Source organism: Ekhidna sp. (assembly GCF_963691765.1).
Taxonomy (GTDB): Bacteria; Bacteroidota; Bacteroidia; order Cytophagales; family Cyclobacteriaceae; genus Ekhidna.
In genome coordinates this window covers 184,992-203,301 of the sequence record NZ_OY829375.1, presented here as the reverse complement: position 1 = coordinate 203,301, position 18,310 = coordinate 184,992, and the positions used below count along the sequence as shown (strand labels likewise).

Sequence of the window (18,310 nt, the reverse complement as noted above, 5' to 3'; positions counted from 1 at the left end):
AGTTAAAAACATTAATAGCCGGAAGGTCTTTTATAAGTGGTATAAAAAAAGAAACAAATTTTTAGTTCCACTTGTTTTTTAAAAGTAAATACAATTAGCTTAGCAGCATAATGATGACAACTAAAACATATTGGTGGTGGAGATGCAATAACCGTTGCTGACGAACCACTGCTGTGTTTAAAAATATAGATAAACCCTGACAGATTCGTCAGGGTTTTTTTTGTTTATACCTATGGGAAAAATACGAATTAAGACACGTGAGCGTAAGATTTTGGCAGATACCATCACTCCGGTGAGTATCTACTTGAAGCTGCGCGATCGATTTGCAAACTCATTTTTATTGGAGAGTTCTGATTATCATGGAGCTGAAAATAGTTTTTCATATATCTGCTGTTCTCCTCTTGCTTACATCAAAGCTGACAAAAAAGGAATTGAGTGTAAGATGCCTGACCAAGTAGTTGAAAAAACGAATAGTGTCGACCTGAAGAAGGAAATAGGGCAGTTCACTCAGTCATTTGAATCTGACGATTCCGAAGGATTCATTCGGTCAGGATTATTTGGCTATTTCAATTATGATGCAAAGGCTGAGTTTGGAGATCTAAAGCTGAAGACTCAAGATGAGTCTATGCCGATTGCGCAGTATCACCTTTTTCAATTCATCATAGCGCTGGATCATTTCAAGAACGAGTGTCATATCATCGAGGCATATATAGAAAGTCCAGATGACTCACTTTTTGATGAAGTAACATCCCTAATACAGCAAAGAAATATCCCAGGATATCCATTCAAGACAACAGATAGTAAAGTATCCAATAAATCTGATGATGAATATTTGGAAATGGTAAAGAAGGGCATTCATCATTGCCATATAGGCGATGTGTTTCAAGTTGTACTTTCTCGAAATTTCCAAATACCGTTTCAAGGAGATGATTTTCAAGTGTATCGCACACTAAGATCTGTGAATCCGTCACCGTACCTTTTTTACTTTGACTATGGAAGCTTTAGAATTTTCGGGTCTTCGCCGGAAGCTCAAATTGTCTTAAATAATAGGAAGGCTGAGATACATCCAATCGCTGGAACATTTAGAAGGACGGGGAATGATAAAGCTGATACTGAGCTTGCCGAGAAGCTACTTCAGGATCCTAAGGAAGATTCGGAACATGTAATGCTTGTTGATTTAGCTAGAAATGACCTGAGTAGAAGCTGCGATGATGTTACTGTCGAAACTTATAAAGAGGTACAATACTATTCTCATGTGATTCATTTGGTTTCGAAGGTAACCGGGACAATCAAGAAAGATGCATCCTTTATGGATATCGTAGCAGAGACATTTCCCGCTGGAACACTTTCTGGTGCACCGAAGATTAGGGCTATGGAAATCATTGAAGAAAATGAAGATACCCCGCGAGGGTTTTATGGAGGAGCGGTAGGGTTCATGGACTTTAAAGGGAATTTCAATCACGCGATAATGATTAGAAGTTTCTTCAGCAAAAACAATGTGCTGAAGTTTCAGGCCGGCGCAGGCATTGTTGCACAGTCCAAGCCAGAAAACGAATTACAAGAAGTTTATAACAAAGTGAGTGCTCTGGAGCACGCAATTAATGAGGCCGAAAAGCTATGAGCAAAGTATTAGTAATAGACAACTACGATTCATTCACCTATAATCTGGTTCACATTCTTAGAGAGTTGAATATGGATGACTCCATGAAGATTGTACGAAATGATCAATTTGAAATAGAAGAGGTAGCACAATTCGATCATATTTTACTTTCACCTGGTCCAGGATTGCCAAAGGATGCGGGTCTGATGCCAGAGGTGATCACTCGCTATGCTGCTACTAAAAATATACTTGGTGTTTGTCTTGGACATCAAGGTATCGGGGAATCTTTTGGAGCCAAACTTTTCAACTTACCACAGGTGTACCACGGTATGGTTACTCCAATAGAGGTAGTGAAAGAAGATCCTTTATTCGATAACATTCCAAATACTTTTAATGTCTGTAGATACCACTCCTGGGTGATAGAAAAAGGAAGCTTACCCGAAAGCATGGAAGTTACAAGTGTTGCGGAAAATGGAAATATCATGTCCATAAAGCACAAGGAGCTCAACGTGAGAGGAGTTCAGTTTCATCCTGAATCAATCATGACTGAACATGGAAAAACATTAATCAATAACTGGTTGAAATTATGAAGGAGATATTAGATAGGCTCATAAATAATCAATCTCTTTCTAGAAATGAAGCGAAAGAGGTACTTACAGGTTTAGCAACTGGTCTGTACAACAACAGTCAAATAGCTTCTTTTCTGACCGTGTACTTAATGCGGGCAATCCAGGTACAAGAGCTAGAGGGATTTAGAGATGCGATGCTTGAACTGTGCAATCCTGTGGATCTTGAAGGGTATAATGCTATTGATGTATGTGGTACGGGTGGCGATGGTAAAAACACGTTTAACATATCTACTATATCATCCTTTATCGTTGCTGGCGCTGGAGTAAATGTGGCTAAACACGGTAATTATGGAGTCTCATCAATTAGTGGCTCATCCAATGTGTTAGAGCATCTTGGTGTGAAATTTTCTGGAGACGCAGGTCAGATGAAACGGTCGATCGAGGCTTCTGGTATTTGCTTCATGCATGCACCCTTATTCCATCCTGCCATGAAGAATGTAGCTCCTATTCGACGTGAACTCGGGGTGAAAACCTTTTTCAATATGCTGGGGCCAATGGTTAACCCTTCTTTCCCACCAAATCAGTTGGTAGGTGTATTTAGTTTGGAATTGGCTCGGCTTTATGGATACCTGTATCAAAATACGGACAAGAATTTCTCCATCGTTCATTCCCTTGATGGGTACGATGAAGTATCACTTACCGGTAATTTTAAACTCATTTCAAACCATACAGAAGAACTAATCTCACCAGAGGATTTAGGATTTGATGTGTTGAAACAAGAACAATTGCATGGAGGTGATACGATAAAAGAAGCGGCTGACATTTTCAACCTCATCTTAGGTGGGAATGGGTCAGATGCTCAAAATCATGCGGTTTTGTCAAATGCAGGACTTGCAATAGCAACAGTCGAACAAATCTCATATTCAGAAGGTATAAGCCAAGCGAACGAAGCACTGGAAAGTGGGAAAGCAATTCAATCATTTAAGAACTTTTTAAGCATAAACAGTTAATGGATATTTTATCAGAAATAGTATCAAACAAACGCAAAGAGGTAGCGGCGAGCAAGGAGTTGTATCCAGTAAAATTGCTTGAGAATAGCATGTACTATCAGAGCAAACCCGTTTCGCTAAAGAAGTATTTGCATAGGGATGATAAGTCTGGGATTATCGCAGAGATAAAACGTAAATCGCCGTCTAAAGGACAAATCAATACGCATGTGTCAGTAGAGCGTACTTCGATAGGGTATATGCAAGCTGGTGCCTCCGGACTGTCTGTACTAACAGACAAGGAATATTTTGGAGGTTCTTCTGATGATTTGAAAGTGGCAAGGGCATTCAATTTCTGTCCAATACTTAGAAAGGATTTTATGATAGATGAATATCAGGTAATTGAAGCCAAGTCTATTGGGGCTGATGTGATTCTATTGATTGCGGCCTCTCTTGAAAAATCAGAAATTGAAAAGTTGGGAGGCTTAGCCCAAAGCTTAGGCATGGAAGTGCTTTTGGAGGTTCATAATCAAGAGGAGTTGGAAAGGTCAATTACAGACAAAGTAGATCTCATAGGAGTAAATAATCGAAACCTCAAAACATTTGAGACTGACGTGAAGACTTCCTTTGATTTGGCAGAACTTATCCCATCAGAATTTACAAAGGTCTCAGAAAGTGGAATTTCCGATCCAAATACTATCAAACAGCTCAAACAATATGGCTATGAAGGGTTTCTTATAGGAGAAACTTTTATGAAAAATGGCAGGCCCGAAAAGGCAGCCAAAGAATTTATAAAGCAATTGATATGAGAGAGCTAAAATTAAAAGTCTGCGGGATGAAACATTCCGACAATATTCAATCGCTGATTGAGATGAAGCCAGACTTTATGGGGTTTATTTTTTATCCTAAATCGCCACGTTATGCCATTGAAATGGATGAAGATCTGATTATGCGCATACCTATTAGCATCAGTAAGGTTGGGGTATTTGTGAATGAGACATTGGATAATATTCTGTCCATATCAAATAAGTATGGGCTTGAGTATATCCAGCTACATGGTGATGAAGACCTATCGTTTGCCAATTCCTTGAAAGAAAAAGGGTTGAAGATTATTAAAGTTTTTCGAGTGATGGATACGATTCCATTTTTTGCTAAAAACTATGAAGGCATCGCAGATTATTTCCTGTTCGATACAGTCTCTGTAAACTACGGTGGATCAGGGCGTCACTTTGATTGGAACATACTTAAGAATTACAATTTGAACGTGCCGTTTCTTCTTAGCGGTGGTGTACAGCTGGACGATATTCCTAAAATCAAATCAATGCGAATAGAACAATTGGTAGGTATAGATGTGAATAGTCGATTTGAAATAGAGCCAGGGCTGAAAGATATGGATTTGCTTCACCAGTTAAATGCGGTATTATGAAGAAGTATGATGTAGATGAGAGAGGTTATTATGGAAAGTTTGGTGGTGCTTACATTCCTGAGATGCTTTACCCAAATGTTGAAGAGCTTAGATCTAATTATTTATCAATAATTGAATCCCAAGATTTCAAAGATGAATTTGATCATTTGCTAAGAACCTATGTGGGAAGACCTACGCCTCTTTATTACGCACAGCGACTGTCAGAAAAATATCGAACGAAGATCTATTTAAAGAGAGAGGATCTTTGTCATACCGGCGCGCATAAGGTGAACAATACCATTGGTCAGATCTTGTTGGCAAAACGTTTGGGAAAGAACAAAATCATTGCTGAGACGGGTGCCGGTCAGCATGGCGTAGCTACTGCAACGGTTTGTGCATTGATGGGCATGGAGTGTGTGGTATACATGGGAGAAATAGACATGGGTAGGCAAAAGCCTAATGTGGAGCGCATGAAAATCCTTGGCGCCCAGGTAGTGCCAGCAACATCTGGGAGTAAAACACTTAAGGATGCCACGAATGAGGCGATGAGGCATTGGATCAATAACCCGAATGACACGCATTATATCATAGGATCTGTTGTAGGTCCTCATCCATATCCGGATATGGTTGCTCGATTTCAATCAATAATTAGCGTAGAGATGCAAAAGCAGCTACAGGAAGTGGAGGGGAGAAACACGCCGGATCATGTTATCGCTTGTGTAGGAGGGGGTAGCAATGCGGCAGGAGCTTTCTATCAATTCTTGGAAGACGAGTCAGTGAATTTGATTGCGGCCGAAGCAGCGGGACTTGGAGTTCAGTCTGGAAAGTCCGCAGCAACTACAGCTTTAGGAAAGTCAGGAGTTTTGCATGGCAGTAAGACCATATTGATGCAGACGGAAGATGGCCAGGTGATAGAGCCTTACAGTATTTCAGCTGGCTTGGATTATCCAGGTATAGGGCCAATTCATGCACACTTGTTCGACGCTGGCAGAGCAGAGTTTTTTGGAATTACAGATGAGGAGGCGATGCTCGCGGGTGTAGATCTAAGCAAGTTGGAGGGTATCATCCCTGCAATAGAATCATCGCATGCATTGGCCGTATTTAATAAACGTGTATTTAACCCAGAGGAGGTTGTAATAGTAAACCTCTCTGGGAGAGGGGACAAAGACTTAGAGACTTATATCAAATGGGGAAAATATTAACAATGAATAGAATAGATCAGCTATTTGCAAAAAAAAGTAACATACTCAATGTCTACTTCACTGCAGGGTATCCAAATTTGGACGATACGTTACGTATTGCTAAATCGCTAGAAGACGCTGGAGCGGATATACTTGAAATAGGGATGCCATTTTCAGACCCGGTCGCAGATGGACCTACTATTCAAGAAAGCTCTCAAGCAGCACTAGATAATGGAATGAGTATCGAAAAGCTCTTTGATCAGTTGGCTGATTTAAGGAAAGAAGTCTCTATTCCGGTTCTTTTGATGGGATACATAAATCCTGTGCTTCAATATGGTATCGATCGTTTTTGTGAGTCATGCGAAAGAGTAGGAGTAGATGGAGTCATTGTGCCTGACTTGCCGATGCAAGAGTATTTGGATACGTATGCTTCCACCTTTAAGGAAAAAGGGATTCATAATATTTTTCTTATTAGTCCCAATACTTCCGAACAACGAATTAGAGAGATAGATGAGCAATCCGGAGGTTTTATCTATGTTGTTTCTTCCTCAAGTATTACAGGTGCTAAATCAGGAATTCAAGATGGTCAGGTAGCTTATTACGAGCGGATTCAATCTATGAATTTGGATACACCCAGATTGATAGGTTTTGGAATATCAGATAAAGAAACTTTTAACAATGCATGTAAATACGCTAATGGTGCAATCATTGGTAGCGCATTCATCAAGCAGTTGAAATCGGATGCAAGCGATGCGTCAATAAGAAATTTTGTAAAGAATATAAAAGGCTAGGAAAATGATCATTCAATTAGAAAAAGGAGTAAATGGAGAGCTTGCCAGTTCCGTGGAAAAGGAATTGCAGCTTTTAAAGTACAAGACTACACGTGTCGAAACTCAGTACGGTAATTATTTAATTGGTACGGGTAAGAAGCAATTCGATATTCGAAAAATTGGTCATCTGGAAGGGATCAAGGATATACATGTAGTATCTGATGATTACAAACTCGTGTCAGCTAAATGGAAGGTCAATCCTACGGTAATAGACCTTGGTGATGACATTAAAATAGGAGGAGGAGATTTTGCTTTAATGGCAGGTCCATGCAGCATTGAAGGAGAAGAAAACATCATAGACACGATTAACTTCCTTAAAGCCAATAACATTAAAATCATGCGAGGAGGTGTGTACAAACCAAGAAGCTCACCTTATTCTTTCAGAGGGCTGGGCATTGAAGGTTTGAAGCTGTGGTATAAGCTTGCCAAAGAAAACGGAATAAAGATCGTTTCTGAGGTGATGCAAGTCTCGCAAATTGAGGCAATGCATGATTATGTAGACATTTTCCAAGTGGGAGCTAGAAACACACAGAATTACAATCTATTGGATGAGCTGGGAAGGGTAGATAAGCCTGTAATGATAAAAAGAGGTATTTCTGGCACCATAGATGAGTTGCTTTACAGCGCAGAGTATGTGTTTTCTGGAGGGAATGAACGATTGCTTTTGTGTGAAAGAGGAATTCGTACGTACGAGAAAGCATCCAGAAACACATTTGATATCAACGCAATTCCAATCTTAAAGGAGAAGTCACATTTACCAGTAATTGCAGATCCATCGCATGGTATTGGCATTCGGGATCATGTTGGTCCGATTGCTATGGCTTCAACCATAGCAGGAGCTGATGGGGTGATTTTTGAAACACATTGTCGCCCTGAAGAAGCATTTTCTGACGGTCAGCAGACATTGGATTACAATGAGGCCTCGAGTCTTGTAGAAAAATTAAGAACTTTGAACACCATGGCTGATAATTAAGAGGTAGCATGAGACAGATTTATGAAAATTATAATGATGAGGATTTTGAAGTATGGAAGATCCTCTTCGATCGTCAGATGAAGCAATTTCCTACTCACGCCAGCCATGCATATCGTGAAGGATTAAAGATTGCTGACTTTGAAACAGGGTTAATTCCTGATTTCATGGAAACCAATGAGATTTTAAAAGAGACTACAGGTTGGCAACTTGCTGTAGTGCCTGGAATCGTACCAGATTACACCTTTTTTGAGTTGATGGCCAATAAGCGTTTTCCAGCTACCACCTGGTTGAGGAAAATGAAAGAGCTGGACTATCTGGAAGAGCCAGATATGTTTCATGATGTATTTGCTCACGTACCACTTTTAACTAATCAACCGTTTGTTGATTTCCTGGAGGCGTTGAGTAAGATTGGATTGAGATATGTCGGTAATGATCATGCGATTGAATTGTTGTCTCGGGTATACTGGTTTACAGTAGAGTTTGGCTTGATCCAGGAAAAAGAGGGTTTAAGGATATATGGGGCAGGGATATTGTCATCTGCCGGAGAAACTAAGTTTTCGTTGAGTGACGAACCACCTAAGCATGCCTTTAGTATCGAGCATATGTTAGAGACTCCATATCGTAAAGATATGTTCCAGACCGAATACTTTATAACTGAATCGTACGAGCAACTCTATGATTCAATTCCAGAAATCGAAAAACTATTGAAAGAGAAGGTGGATTTAGTATCTGCTTAGTTTTTTCTTTACTGGATACTTATAGATATTTTCTTTTGGAAATCGGAGCTTAAAATCCTTTTTAAGCTCCTTATTTTTTTCCAGTCGATTAGTGAATTCATGAATTCGGTAAAGCACTCGATAATGATTTGGATTGCTTTCATCAAAGTTTCTTTTGGTATATAAGTAGCTAATTTCGGAGGCTTCTGCTACAGTAAGGTTATAGAAAAAATAATTTAGAACTTTTGTTTCTTTTGGATATGGTTCCAGATCTCTCATGACGTATATCGGAAGCCTTCGATCATTTTTTGCTAAGGCAATTTCATAGAGCATTCTACTAATATGAAAATCAAGTGTTGAAGTTGAGTCGCTATGCTTTTTGAGTTGCAATGCATGGTGAATACCAAAGTCATAAAAGTCATAATAATAAAAGGAATAAATCATCTCGAGATTTAGTCTATCTTTTAGTGAATCAGATAGAGGAGTCATTGATGTGTTTATTGGATTTTCAAACGCTTCCAATTTCTCAAGCCTTAATTCTGCGTCTGGATGTGTAGCTATTGAGTCTCCTTTCATTATAAGCCCAATAAGATCACCACCGGCGCTAATTCTTTTGGAATCTAACCACCTACGCTTGAAAGGCATTTGTTCAAATGCAAACTCTCTGAATAGCTCCTTATTTAGTGGATAGGGAGGTTGGTAAGCAGAAGAAAGGTTCTGCATCATTTTAAGGCTACCTTCATTGCTGAAACCACTATTTTTCATCATTTCCATTGCAAGAGCATCTGCTTCAAGCTCTTTCTCCCGACTATTTTGATATAATCCTCTAAACCATCCTTGAACAAACTCAAGGTCTTCGAGAGACATGCTCCCTGAAGGTATTTTTCTTAACCTTCTTATTGTTTGCTGCGAAGATTGCCTGTTTATAAAATTATCAATCCGATTTCTGAGATGATTTAGATGATAATGAGCAATTTCATGGGCCATTATAAAAGCAATTTCTTCTTCGCTTTTAGCGGTGGCTATTAATCCAAGATTAATGGTAATTGTTCCTTCTCCATATGAAGCAGCATTTTGAAAGCCACTTCTGTCTACAAGTATTTTTTTAACTTTTCTGACGCTTGGATTACCTTCTACTAATTTTTTGTTAATCGTATGTAGCAGCTCATTGAGTTCCGGGTCATTGATTAAGTGTTCATTTAGCACACGGTCAACCAAATAGTTTGTGATTTGTCTATATGTTGAACCATGATCACTATCAGTCGGATAGTTTTGAAGTTTTATTTCATCTCGTTTCTGTTTTCGTAATTCTGAAATTAATTCTGTAGAATTCTCATCATGCAAAACCATCGTAGACTCTTGCGCGTAGGTCGCTCCTAGAATGAGTAGGATAAAAGTGGCTAACGTGGTGCGTATGGCAAACATGTGGATAAATACGTGGAAAACTGTTGGAAAACTTGTTGAAAACTAGGTAGTTACATTTTTTGGAGATGTAAAGTTATGTTCTACATTAGTATCATCAAACAAGGGATAGGAAACTGAAACGAAAGTTTCCAGTCTGAAAAAGGGAAGTTGATTTTAAGTTTGGCTTGGGTCAACGAAGTTTGAAAGATTGAGATGAGAAGCGACCGCAGGGGCAACTCTCGGAGGCGCACTCAGAAAGGGTCCGAACAGTAGTTTGAAGTATTGCAGTTGCTTCGGCAGTTGCAGTATTGAAAGGGTAAAAAATCGTCAAGATTCTTTACCCTTTTTGTTTTTGCAGCCTCCAATATTCAGCCTAATACATTAAATCCTTCATTTTCTTATCTTTAAGGAAAACAATCGCCTAGCCAAATGAAGAAATTTGACGTCTGTGTCATAGGTGGCGGCCCTGCAGGATATGCTGCAGCAATGAGAGCCATCGATTTCGGTAAACGTGTTGCACTGGTGGAGAAGGATAAGTTGGGGGGAGCAGGAATACATCAAGGAGCTCTATGGAGTAAGACTTGGTGGGAGATCTCTCGTGAGGCACGAATGATGAACCTGCATGGGAGCACACTCAATTTAGGTAACACAGAATTCAGTTTTGAGAAAGTAAAGGGTGAGGTAGCAGAAGCAGTAGATCAACGTGTCAACTTGCTTACCCACCATATGGAAAATATCAATCTGGGGATTGGCGAAGACCTTTTTGAATACATCCACGGTACAGCAAGTGTAATAGGAACAAACACGGTAGAGATTACTGGCAATGGTCATGATCAGACGTTGGAGGCTGACTTCATCGTACTGGCTACCGGTAGCGTACCTCGAAAACTGCCACACTTGCCTATTGACGAAGAAATTGTATTTACCTCAGACGGGCTAAGCAACCTTACTACATTTCCTAAGTCCATCGTAATTGTAGGAGCCGGGGTAATTGGATGTGAGTTTGCAACCATCTTTTCAAACTTCGGCCATACCAAAGTACATCTGATAGATAAGGGAGATCGTATTTTACCTTTTGAAGATGAAGATGTTGTAAAGGTGATTGAAAAAAACCTGGAGGAGAAGGGAGTACTTATCCATCGCAACTCCAAGCTTATTGAAATGAAAGAGGACGAAGGAGAAGTAGTCTATATCCTTGAGTATAATGACGGTAAGAAAGAAAGTTTCCGTGTGGAGAAAGGATTGATTTCCATAGGAAGAGTGCCTCAATATGAAAATCTACTTGATGAAGGATTGGGAGTGGAGGTAGACAACCGTGGGATCAAAGATGACCTCACGCAAACTTCTGTTTCTAATATCTATGCGGTGGGAGATATCACTGCAGATATTTCACTGGTAAATGTGGGTGAGCTTGAAGGAAGATATGCGATAGAACGTATCTTCGGTAAGCCAGAACAACCTTTGATCTATAAAAACATATCTACAATCATGTTTTTGGATCCTGAGGTAGCAGGCGTGGGGATGAACGAAATCCAAGCGCAGCAAGCTGGGCTGGAATATAAGTTGGTAAGCTTAAATTATGAGACCATTTCTCGCGCGATTGCAATGAGAAATACAGAAGGATTCATCAAAGTACTTGTGACCAACGACGATGAGATGAACATCCTGGGTATGCGAGTGGTAGGAGAACATGCTTCCAGCGCGATACAGGCAGTAGCCTTACTTATTTCACAAGACAAGAGCATCAAAGAATTGGCTGAATTGATTCATCCGCATCCATCGATAATCGAGGGAATACAAGAGTGTGGTAGAATTTTGATGGGTAAGCCACTATTCAAACCCGGAGTGCTTAGAGGAGCTATCCGTTGCCAGGTCTGGGATGGAAAGGAGTATCAGGATTTTGGTGGGTAAGTATTGGTTTACTCAACATATGCTGAAGAGAGTTCTCTGAAAATTTTCCACTGTCCATTTCTTTTTTTCAAGATCACGAAAAAAGAATCGTCAATAAATTGAGATTCCCCATTTCTATCTGTGTAATAAATATGGCTAATGCCCCAATCGTATGCCATGCTATCATTGAGGAGTTGTGTCTCTTCAATTTTTATGAATAAGCTGTCATAGGCAACAATGACACCTCTTTCTTCCTCAAGTTTGCTTAATTGATTCCATTCCTCACTTCCAGGAGGTATAACTTTAGAATCTTTATGATAGTGGTTATCAAGATCAGTTAATCTCCCTTCTTTTATTGCTAATTGATAGGAATTATGAAAGGCGTCAATTTCAAGTAGCATTTCCTTTTCGTTTGTTGAGTTTGATGTTTCCTCTGGTCTTTTGGAATGATTACAGCTAGATGAAATTACAATTATTATAAGGAGAATATATTTCATGATTTGTAAATCTGATTTCCAATAAAAGTAATGAATTCTTAAAGGTATTACTTTACCAGACTGCTACTCAAAACGATGTTTCTAATCTCCTTTTCAAAGTGATAGATGATTTCAGTGTCTTCATTGTACACATTTTCCAATACGATCACATCCACACCTTTTTCTGGAATGTAGAATTTAGTACCTGCAAACCCAATTCCTCTTCCTGCATGCCCCATGTGTTTAGTTGGACCTTTATCATGAATTCTGAGGCCATAGCCGTAACCAATCTCCTCATCTCCAAAAGCATCATGTTGGCCTGTGATGGAATAATTGATCATTCGCTGATAGGATTCCGGTTTTAGAATCTTGCCTGTATGAAGCTGGGTGTCCCAGAGATTTAAATCATACACATTGGATATGATTCCGCCAGCAGGAATGAAAGGTTTCCAGCTTTCTTTAGTTATAGGAAGCCTATCAAAAACCACAAGATTAAGTTTTTCATTAGCTACACGATACCCATTGATCAGGCTCGGGTTTTCTTTGCCCAGTTCATAGCAATAGGTGTTCTTCATTCCAAGCTCCAGAAACAGGTTGTTCGCCAATTCAATGTATGACTTACCCGATACCTGTTCGAGAATAGCCCCTAGAATCCCATATGCTGAATTACTGTATTTATAAGCTGTTCCAGGAGGAAATGCTAAAGGCTTGTCTACTCCCTGGATTCCTGATGACATGTTAAGTAAGTGGTGCACCGTTACTGAGTCTGCCCAGGGTTGTTCGAAGTCTACCAGATAGGTCTTGATGGTAGCATCAAGCATGAGGTTCCCTTTCTCTATTTCTTTTAATGCTAAAACTGATGTGATCTGCTTGCTGTTAGATTGGATTCTGAAATTGTCATTCAGAGATATTGGAGTCTTCTTTTCATAGTCGGAGTAGCCATATGCTTTCGAATATTTGATTGCTCCATCTTGGGTAATCAGGATGACTCCATTGAAGCTCCTGGGATTTGTTGTTTCAATCAGGCTGTCGATTCTCATTGAATAATCATCTGTGGGATTGCTGTATTCTTCGTTTGTTTGACTACTAGTACAGCTTACAATGAATATGGCCAGGATCACATATTGAAATGGAAACTTCATAGGTATCTGGGATTTAAATCAATTTATCTCCTATTTATCCAAGCTTTATAAATCCATGAATCATTAACATATTTTTAACAGGAGGATGAATGCGCTGTATAGATGCTATTCATCCTTAATCTCTAACCACTCTTCATAAGAAACCACACGATTTTCATCATCTGATTTCGGCTCACCAGGAAGGACTCCAATAAACTCCAGGTCGTGCCCATCCGGATCGTTGAAGTAAATCGAAATGGCAGGCATCCAGCAAAATACCATTGGTATTTCTTTTTGGTCTTGGAGGAAATTCCAGCTATGGATACCATGTGATTTTAAGAATGGAACCGACTCATGTAGCACCCATTCTGGATCGCACTCAAAAGCAAAGTGCCGTGTGTCAATTTCTTCTTTGGGCTTCTCCCAGAGTCCAAGCATGAATTGCTTGTCCTTGCCAATCCAGAAAAAGGCCGCTCTTCTTTCCTCACTAAAGCGACATAGTTTTAACCCCATTACTTTCGAATAAAAGTCTATCGAACGCTCAAGCTTTTCAACAAATAGGTGGGTTTCGTAAAGTCCTTTAATCATAGCATTAAAATTTAATTGTTATAACAACTATTTAATATAAGAAGGAAAATAACTTGAGAATAGTTCGAATTGCTAATAAATAGCTGCTGACTACATTAGTCGAGCTTCACTGAATGCTTTTTCATGAAGAGGGGGTTTAGTGAGGTAGTAAGTTGGTGAATTGGTGGATTTCGAAGATGGGTGGTAGTATATACTTCCGATTCAGGATTGCAGTTAGCATTTATTAGCGCTTGTATTTGCAAGGAATCTAGTGATTAGCGTACGTTTTTCTTTCTTAAGCGCTTGTTGAAGGTAAAGTAGAACTGCTGTAGCGACAATGTGACAAATTAGTGGTTCAGGCCTCATTGTTTGAATAAATAAAAATGTACCCCCAACAAAAAATCCGACTACAACAATTGCAATGAAAAGGATTGGAATAAATAAAAATTGAAATTGTACATTTATTACTATCCCTGAATCTGTCTCTACTATTGAACCATTCATTGCTTTTCCTGGGTTGGACACACCGTCTTTGATAGATAAGTGAAAGCTATCTTTAGAGATGATACCATAAAATGGAAATCGATTTTCGAACCTTGATGGTAATAGTGAGGGTAATGATGCAAGACTTGGACTACCACTATGTGTAACTCTTTTGAGGTCTGATAAGAAATCCTTTTTTGATTGACCTGATATAAACTTCATGTGCCGAATTTGATGCAACTTCATAGCTAATTCAAAATAAAAGTAGTTTATGCATCCTTTTTTTGATAGCACAAGTTACAAACTTGCGCTAGCAGAGGAATATTAGGATTCATTTAGATATCAATTTTTGGTTTTTTTCATTTCTGCTTTTCTTTTTTTGACTGTCTTGATCCAACCTTCATCAGCAGCACCCCCACTATCTAATCTAAATTGAAACACCTCGTCATCTATAATATCAATAGCAATCCATAATAAGGTCATAGTATCAGGAAAATTCAAATTATCATAACCTGCCTTTTTAAGTTCACGAAGAATATCTCCCATACTTTCAGCGAAAGCATCTACTCCTCTGTTTAACAATTCAAAAGCATTTTCATATTTAGAAAATTCTTCGAAAGTCCTGGAATAATTCTTTTCTGACCACTTATCATCTGGAAACTTATATTTTATAAATGCTTTTAAAGTTTCAAGATTAAAATCTTGAGATAAATCGAATTTGTTTGTACTTGTAATTTTTTCGTTTAGTTGCTTTTTGTAGTTTTCAATACCTTCTTTCAATTCCTCAAATTGTTCATCGGCTTCTTCGAATTTTGCGCTAAGTCGGAATAATTTTCGTTGAAATAGTTCTGGTACTTGGGCATCACTTTTGTAATTCAACTTATGCTCAATTTCTGCCCATGCATGCATTAATACAGTCAGAATTTGAATTTCTGCTTTCAAGTCCCCTAGATCTCTGTATTTCGGTGCAGAATTCCATTTTTTATTTGTTCTAAAAATAAAATGTTGCGATCTATATGCAAATTCCTTCAATCCCAGTAAGTCAGATTTATCTTGAACTTCAAGCACGTCAAATTCTCTTTTAATTATTTCATTTACTCGCACCACATCAGAATTATAGTAGCAAATAACCCTTATACCGCATATATCTTCAATTTGTTCAAATGGGTCAGTGTATTTCTTTCTTTCAATTTTTTCGTAAAATGAATCGAACTTTTTGATTCTAAAGTAGATGTTCAAATACGGTATAAGTTCAGCACTCATAAAAGTTTTAAGGGCCTCAACAATGTTTTGGCCTAACCTATTATATAGATCTTTTTTATTTGTCAGCTGTTCAGCAATTTCTGTCTTGTTCATAGAAGTTCAGTTAAGCCAGTTAAAGCATAGCGGGTAATTGTCTATATTTTTATTATAGATAAATATACCCAAAAAGCGTCTACTGCAATAAAATACAAAAAGAGGCTTTCGCCTCTTTCATCATACACCCATTCTGCCTTCTACTTAGCAGAAGGTTTGGTGTCTTTCACCTTAGTGATTTGCTCAGCAGTTGTCAATGATGCGATCAGGTTCGTCATCATGTCACTGGCAGTACTTGGCGAATTGGGTAGAAGCACCACATTGCTGTTAGCATTTTCCCCCATCGACTGCAGGGTGTCGTAGTGCTGCGTGATCACAATCAAAGAAGACGCTTCCTGCGAACCAATGCCCACTTTGTTGAGCATCTCCACGGATTGTTCCAGCCCTTTCGCGATCTCTCTACGCTGGTCAGCTGTACCCTGACCTTGCAGCTTCTTACTTTCCGCATCCGCTTTTGCCTTAGCTACAATCTTGATTCGTTCTGCCTCTGCTTCAAACTCTGCCGCCACTTTCATGCGCTCAGCAGCATTGATCTGATTCATGGACCGCTTCACTTCCTGATCTGGATCGATATCGGTAACCAGGGCCTTAATGATCTGATAGCCGTACGTCTGCATCGCTAATTCCAGCTCTTGCTTGATGGCAATTGCGATCTCGTCCTTCTTTACAAATACATCATCGAGCTTCATGGTAGGCACTTGCGCACGAACGGTATCAAATACGTAAGAGGTAATCTGATTCCTGGAATTTGTCAGCTTGTAAAAGGCTTCGTACACAGAATCTTTGATGATCTGGTACTGTACTGAAATATTTACGCGGACAAAGACGTCATCCTTGGTTTTTGTCTCTACTTCCACATCTAACTGTCGGATTTTTAAGCTGAGCTTGCCAACGACCTGATCAATCCCAGGGATGATGACATTAAACCCGGCAAAGCGAATGGAGTTGAATTTTCCAAAACGCTCCACTACGATAGCGGTCTGTTGCTTCACGATTTTGATGGCGAAATATATAATTCCTCCAAAAGTGATCATAGCGGCTAGTACAAGGGCAAAATTGAATATTTGTTGGTCTTTCATTGTTGTAATGTTTAATGTGATTAAATAATCCACGCTGCTCGCGCTTCATTCTGTAGGTAGGTTGCCCAGTACAAAAAGAGGCTTACGCCTCTTTCCTGTTAGTTGCCAAACTTCGTATTGTCAGTGGTCAACTGCTTCGCCATGGCTGCTCCGATCAAAGACTCTAGTGGAGTGCCTCCGCTATCCTCGCCACCAATGATCATGGTAGAAGGGAAGGTCAGCTTCGACAGTTCTGCTGCTACACCGACGGAAGTTTTATACTGCCACTCGGCTCTTTCTTGTGGTGTAAGTCCAGCTGTAACCAACTTCGCATTCTCGTAAGCTTTTGCGTCTGCAGACACCTTCTTTTGTTGTGCTTTCAATCGCTCGGTCTCTAGTGCGATGGCCGCCAACTCTTTGTTGGTGCGCTCTTGCTTCAGCTTAGTTTCAATGGCAATCAACTGCTTCACTTGCTCTTTCTCCTGCGTCACTCGCTCTCCGGCTTTGTCTCTCTCACCTTCAGCAATGATTCGGGCTTGTGCTGCTTTTGCAGTCTCTACCTTCTGTTGCTCGATCTGGCGCTTCGCAGACTCGTCACGCTGTGCTTCCAGTCGCTGCTTAAAGATCGGCTCGAGTACTACATCATCTACAATTACTTGTGATACGATGATGTTATTTTCTGTCAACTCGTGCGGGATACGCTTAGGTAATCCATTCAATAACACTTTCTCTACTGTATAGCTTGTGCGTATCTCTTTAATCCCTCGATCGGCATCTTCCCGCTGTACTTCATTGAATACAGTATCTCTGTGCTCAATCTTGATTACTGCATACGCTCCGTCTTTCAACTGCTCATCCAATGTTTGTCGGAAACTTTGCGCTTCACCAGAGATGTAATCCTGTGCAGCGTACATGTATCCAGTATTGTTGGTTTGTTCGCGTATCGTTGGAATCAACGTGTTTTGTACCAGGTTGTCCATTGTACGGTATTTGATCGCTAGTGTAATGAAGTCTTCTTCATCTTTAGGTAATTGAAACCTTCCAGAGATTTTCACTTCAGCCGTTACCTGATCAATGAATCGGATAGGAATGGGCTTCATGATACCTTCAATGTCCTTCACCTCATCACCTTGATCGACAACTTTCACGTCGATGTACTTTTGCCACGGCACTACTTTCGCAAATCCACGGAACTTGATGCCTTGACTCATCACTACATCACTGTGTCCTGTAGGATATACCAAGAAGTATTGGTAGCCCGGCTCAGCCCAGAAGAACAAATAGGGCATCATCGCTAATAACACACCAGCTCCGGCAATCACAAGTGATATCTTCTTGCTAAACATCAAGAAGAATGGGGGAGCCTTCCTTCGAATTAAAACACCGTCTTCAAATTGATCTTGATCGCTCAATTGTGGACGTAGGTAAAACATAAACAGACCGAAAAGAATGATAATTATTCCAAGTAAGATCATGGTTTTCAAATTTTAAGGTGAAACATATATTTAACTATCTGTGTAGTTGCTTTTACAAATACACAATATATCTAACGGGGAATATTCAGTCTTGGTTACATTAAAACAGAAATATATTTTGTTTATATGATATATACAGATTATGATATTGCATATGATATATAATCAGTTATATATACTATATATGTATTTATATTCGAAATATTTAAAATATTATTTG

At 39.4% G+C, this 18,310-nt stretch carries 18 protein-coding genes; 10 read left to right on the top strand and 8 right to left on the bottom strand.

The genetic code is table 11. The annotated features are described in order from the left end of the window. Window positions 1–232 precede the first annotated feature (232 nt). From ACY650_RS00940 to ACY650_RS00900, 9 genes are read left to right on the top strand one after another with little or no spacing between them, the layout of a single operon-like run. Entirely contained in the window at window positions 233–1,621 is a 1,389-nt protein-coding gene (locus ACY650_RS00940; RefSeq protein ID WP_462250816.1) for an anthranilate synthase component I family protein, read from the top strand. Next, complete coding sequence (locus tag ACY650_RS00935) at window positions 1,618–2,190, top strand: anthranilate synthase component II (protein WP_462250814.1); 573 nt, start codon at window positions 1,618–1,620, stop codon at window positions 2,188–2,190. The genes ACY650_RS00940 and ACY650_RS00935 overlap by 4 nt, the downstream gene beginning before the upstream one ends. Beyond that, on the top strand, window positions 2,187–3,179 hold the full coding sequence (gene trpD / locus ACY650_RS00930) for an anthranilate phosphoribosyltransferase (protein WP_462250813.1): 993 nt from the start codon (window positions 2,187–2,189) through the stop codon (window positions 3,177–3,179). Before ACY650_RS00935 ends, trpD begins: the two co-directional genes overlap by 4 nt. Further along, entirely contained in the window at window positions 3,179–3,964 is a 786-nt protein-coding gene (gene trpC / locus ACY650_RS00925) for an indole-3-glycerol phosphate synthase TrpC (protein ID WP_462250811.1), read from the top strand. Before trpD ends, trpC begins: the two co-directional genes overlap by 1 nt. Beyond that, window positions 3,961–4,581 (top strand): phosphoribosylanthranilate isomerase, encoded by a 621-nt coding sequence (locus tag ACY650_RS00920; protein WP_462250809.1) that lies wholly within the window; start codon window positions 3,961–3,963, stop codon window positions 4,579–4,581. The genes trpC and ACY650_RS00920 overlap by 4 nt, the downstream gene beginning before the upstream one ends. Beyond that, entirely contained in the window at window positions 4,578–5,762 is a 1,185-nt protein-coding gene (gene trpB / locus ACY650_RS00915) for a tryptophan synthase subunit beta (RefSeq protein ID WP_462250807.1), read from the top strand. Before ACY650_RS00920 ends, trpB begins: the two co-directional genes overlap by 4 nt. A gap of 2 nt (window positions 5,763–5,764) precedes the next feature. Next, window positions 5,765–6,532: a tryptophan synthase subunit alpha gene (trpA, locus tag ACY650_RS00910; protein WP_462250805.1), complete on the top strand. Its 768-nt coding sequence runs from the start codon at window positions 5,765–5,767 to the stop codon at window positions 6,530–6,532. Between the two features lie 4 nt (window positions 6,533–6,536). Then, the gene (gene aroF / locus ACY650_RS00905; protein ID WP_462250803.1) at window positions 6,537–7,544 is read left to right on the top strand and encodes a 3-deoxy-7-phosphoheptulonate synthase; all 1,008 of its coding nucleotides are present in this window, start codon (window positions 6,537–6,539) and stop codon (window positions 7,542–7,544) included. Between the two features lie 8 nt (window positions 7,545–7,552). Then, on the top strand, window positions 7,553–8,281 hold the full coding sequence (locus ACY650_RS00900; RefSeq protein WP_462250801.1) for a phenylalanine 4-monooxygenase: 729 nt from the start codon (window positions 7,553–7,555) through the stop codon (window positions 8,279–8,281). On the opposite strand, the gene ACY650_RS00895 is transcribed toward ACY650_RS00900, so the two are convergent. Further along, the gene (locus ACY650_RS00895) at window positions 8,267–9,685 is read right to left on the bottom strand and encodes a M48 family metallopeptidase (protein WP_462250799.1); all 1,419 of its coding nucleotides are present in this window, start codon (window positions 9,683–9,685) and stop codon (window positions 8,267–8,269) included. The two genes, ACY650_RS00900 and ACY650_RS00895, sit on opposite strands and share 15 nt — an antisense overlap. Before the next feature lie 408 nt (window positions 9,686–10,093). On the opposite strand from ACY650_RS00895, the gene ACY650_RS00890 reads away from it, so the two are divergent. Continuing rightward, entirely contained in the window at window positions 10,094–11,575 is a 1,482-nt protein-coding gene (locus ACY650_RS00890) for a dihydrolipoyl dehydrogenase family protein (protein WP_462250797.1), read from the top strand. Window positions 11,576–11,583: 8 nt separating this feature from the next. On the opposite strand, the gene ACY650_RS00885 is transcribed toward ACY650_RS00890, so the two are convergent. From ACY650_RS00885 to ACY650_RS00855, 7 genes are all read right to left on the bottom strand, one after another. Further along, window positions 11,584–12,051 carry a Cif family virulence factor gene (locus tag ACY650_RS00885; RefSeq protein ID WP_462250795.1) on the bottom strand — a complete coding sequence of 156 codons (468 nt, stop codon included), beginning with the start codon at window positions 12,049–12,051 and terminating at the stop codon, window positions 11,584–11,586. 47 nt (window positions 12,052–12,098) lie between these two features. Continuing rightward, on the bottom strand, window positions 12,099–13,172 hold the full coding sequence (locus ACY650_RS00880; RefSeq protein WP_462250793.1) for a serine hydrolase domain-containing protein: 1,074 nt from the start codon (window positions 13,170–13,172) through the stop codon (window positions 12,099–12,101). A 105-nt stretch (window positions 13,173–13,277) separates the two neighbouring features. Then, on the bottom strand, window positions 13,278–13,739 hold the full coding sequence (locus tag ACY650_RS00875; RefSeq protein WP_462250791.1) for a VOC family protein: 462 nt from the start codon (window positions 13,737–13,739) through the stop codon (window positions 13,278–13,280). Between the two features lie 213 nt (window positions 13,740–13,952). After that, a complete protein-coding gene (locus ACY650_RS00870) occupies window positions 13,953–14,423 on the bottom strand; it encodes a hypothetical protein (protein ID WP_462250789.1) in 471 nt (156 codons plus the stop codon). Window positions 14,424–14,543: 120 nt separating this feature from the next. Then, the gene (locus ACY650_RS00865) at window positions 14,544–15,557 is read right to left on the bottom strand and encodes a GTP pyrophosphokinase (protein WP_462250787.1); all 1,014 of its coding nucleotides are present in this window, start codon (window positions 15,555–15,557) and stop codon (window positions 14,544–14,546) included. Window positions 15,558–15,697: 140 nt separating this feature from the next. Continuing rightward, a complete protein-coding gene (locus ACY650_RS00860; RefSeq protein ID WP_462250785.1) occupies window positions 15,698–16,636 on the bottom strand; it encodes an SPFH domain-containing protein in 939 nt (312 codons plus the stop codon). Window positions 16,637–16,734: 98 nt separating this feature from the next. Continuing rightward, window positions 16,735–18,090, bottom strand: a complete 1,356-nt coding sequence (locus ACY650_RS00855) for a cell envelope integrity TolA family protein (RefSeq protein ID WP_462250783.1) — start codon at window positions 18,088–18,090, stop codon at window positions 16,735–16,737. Between the last annotated feature and the right edge of the window lie 220 nt (window positions 18,091–18,310).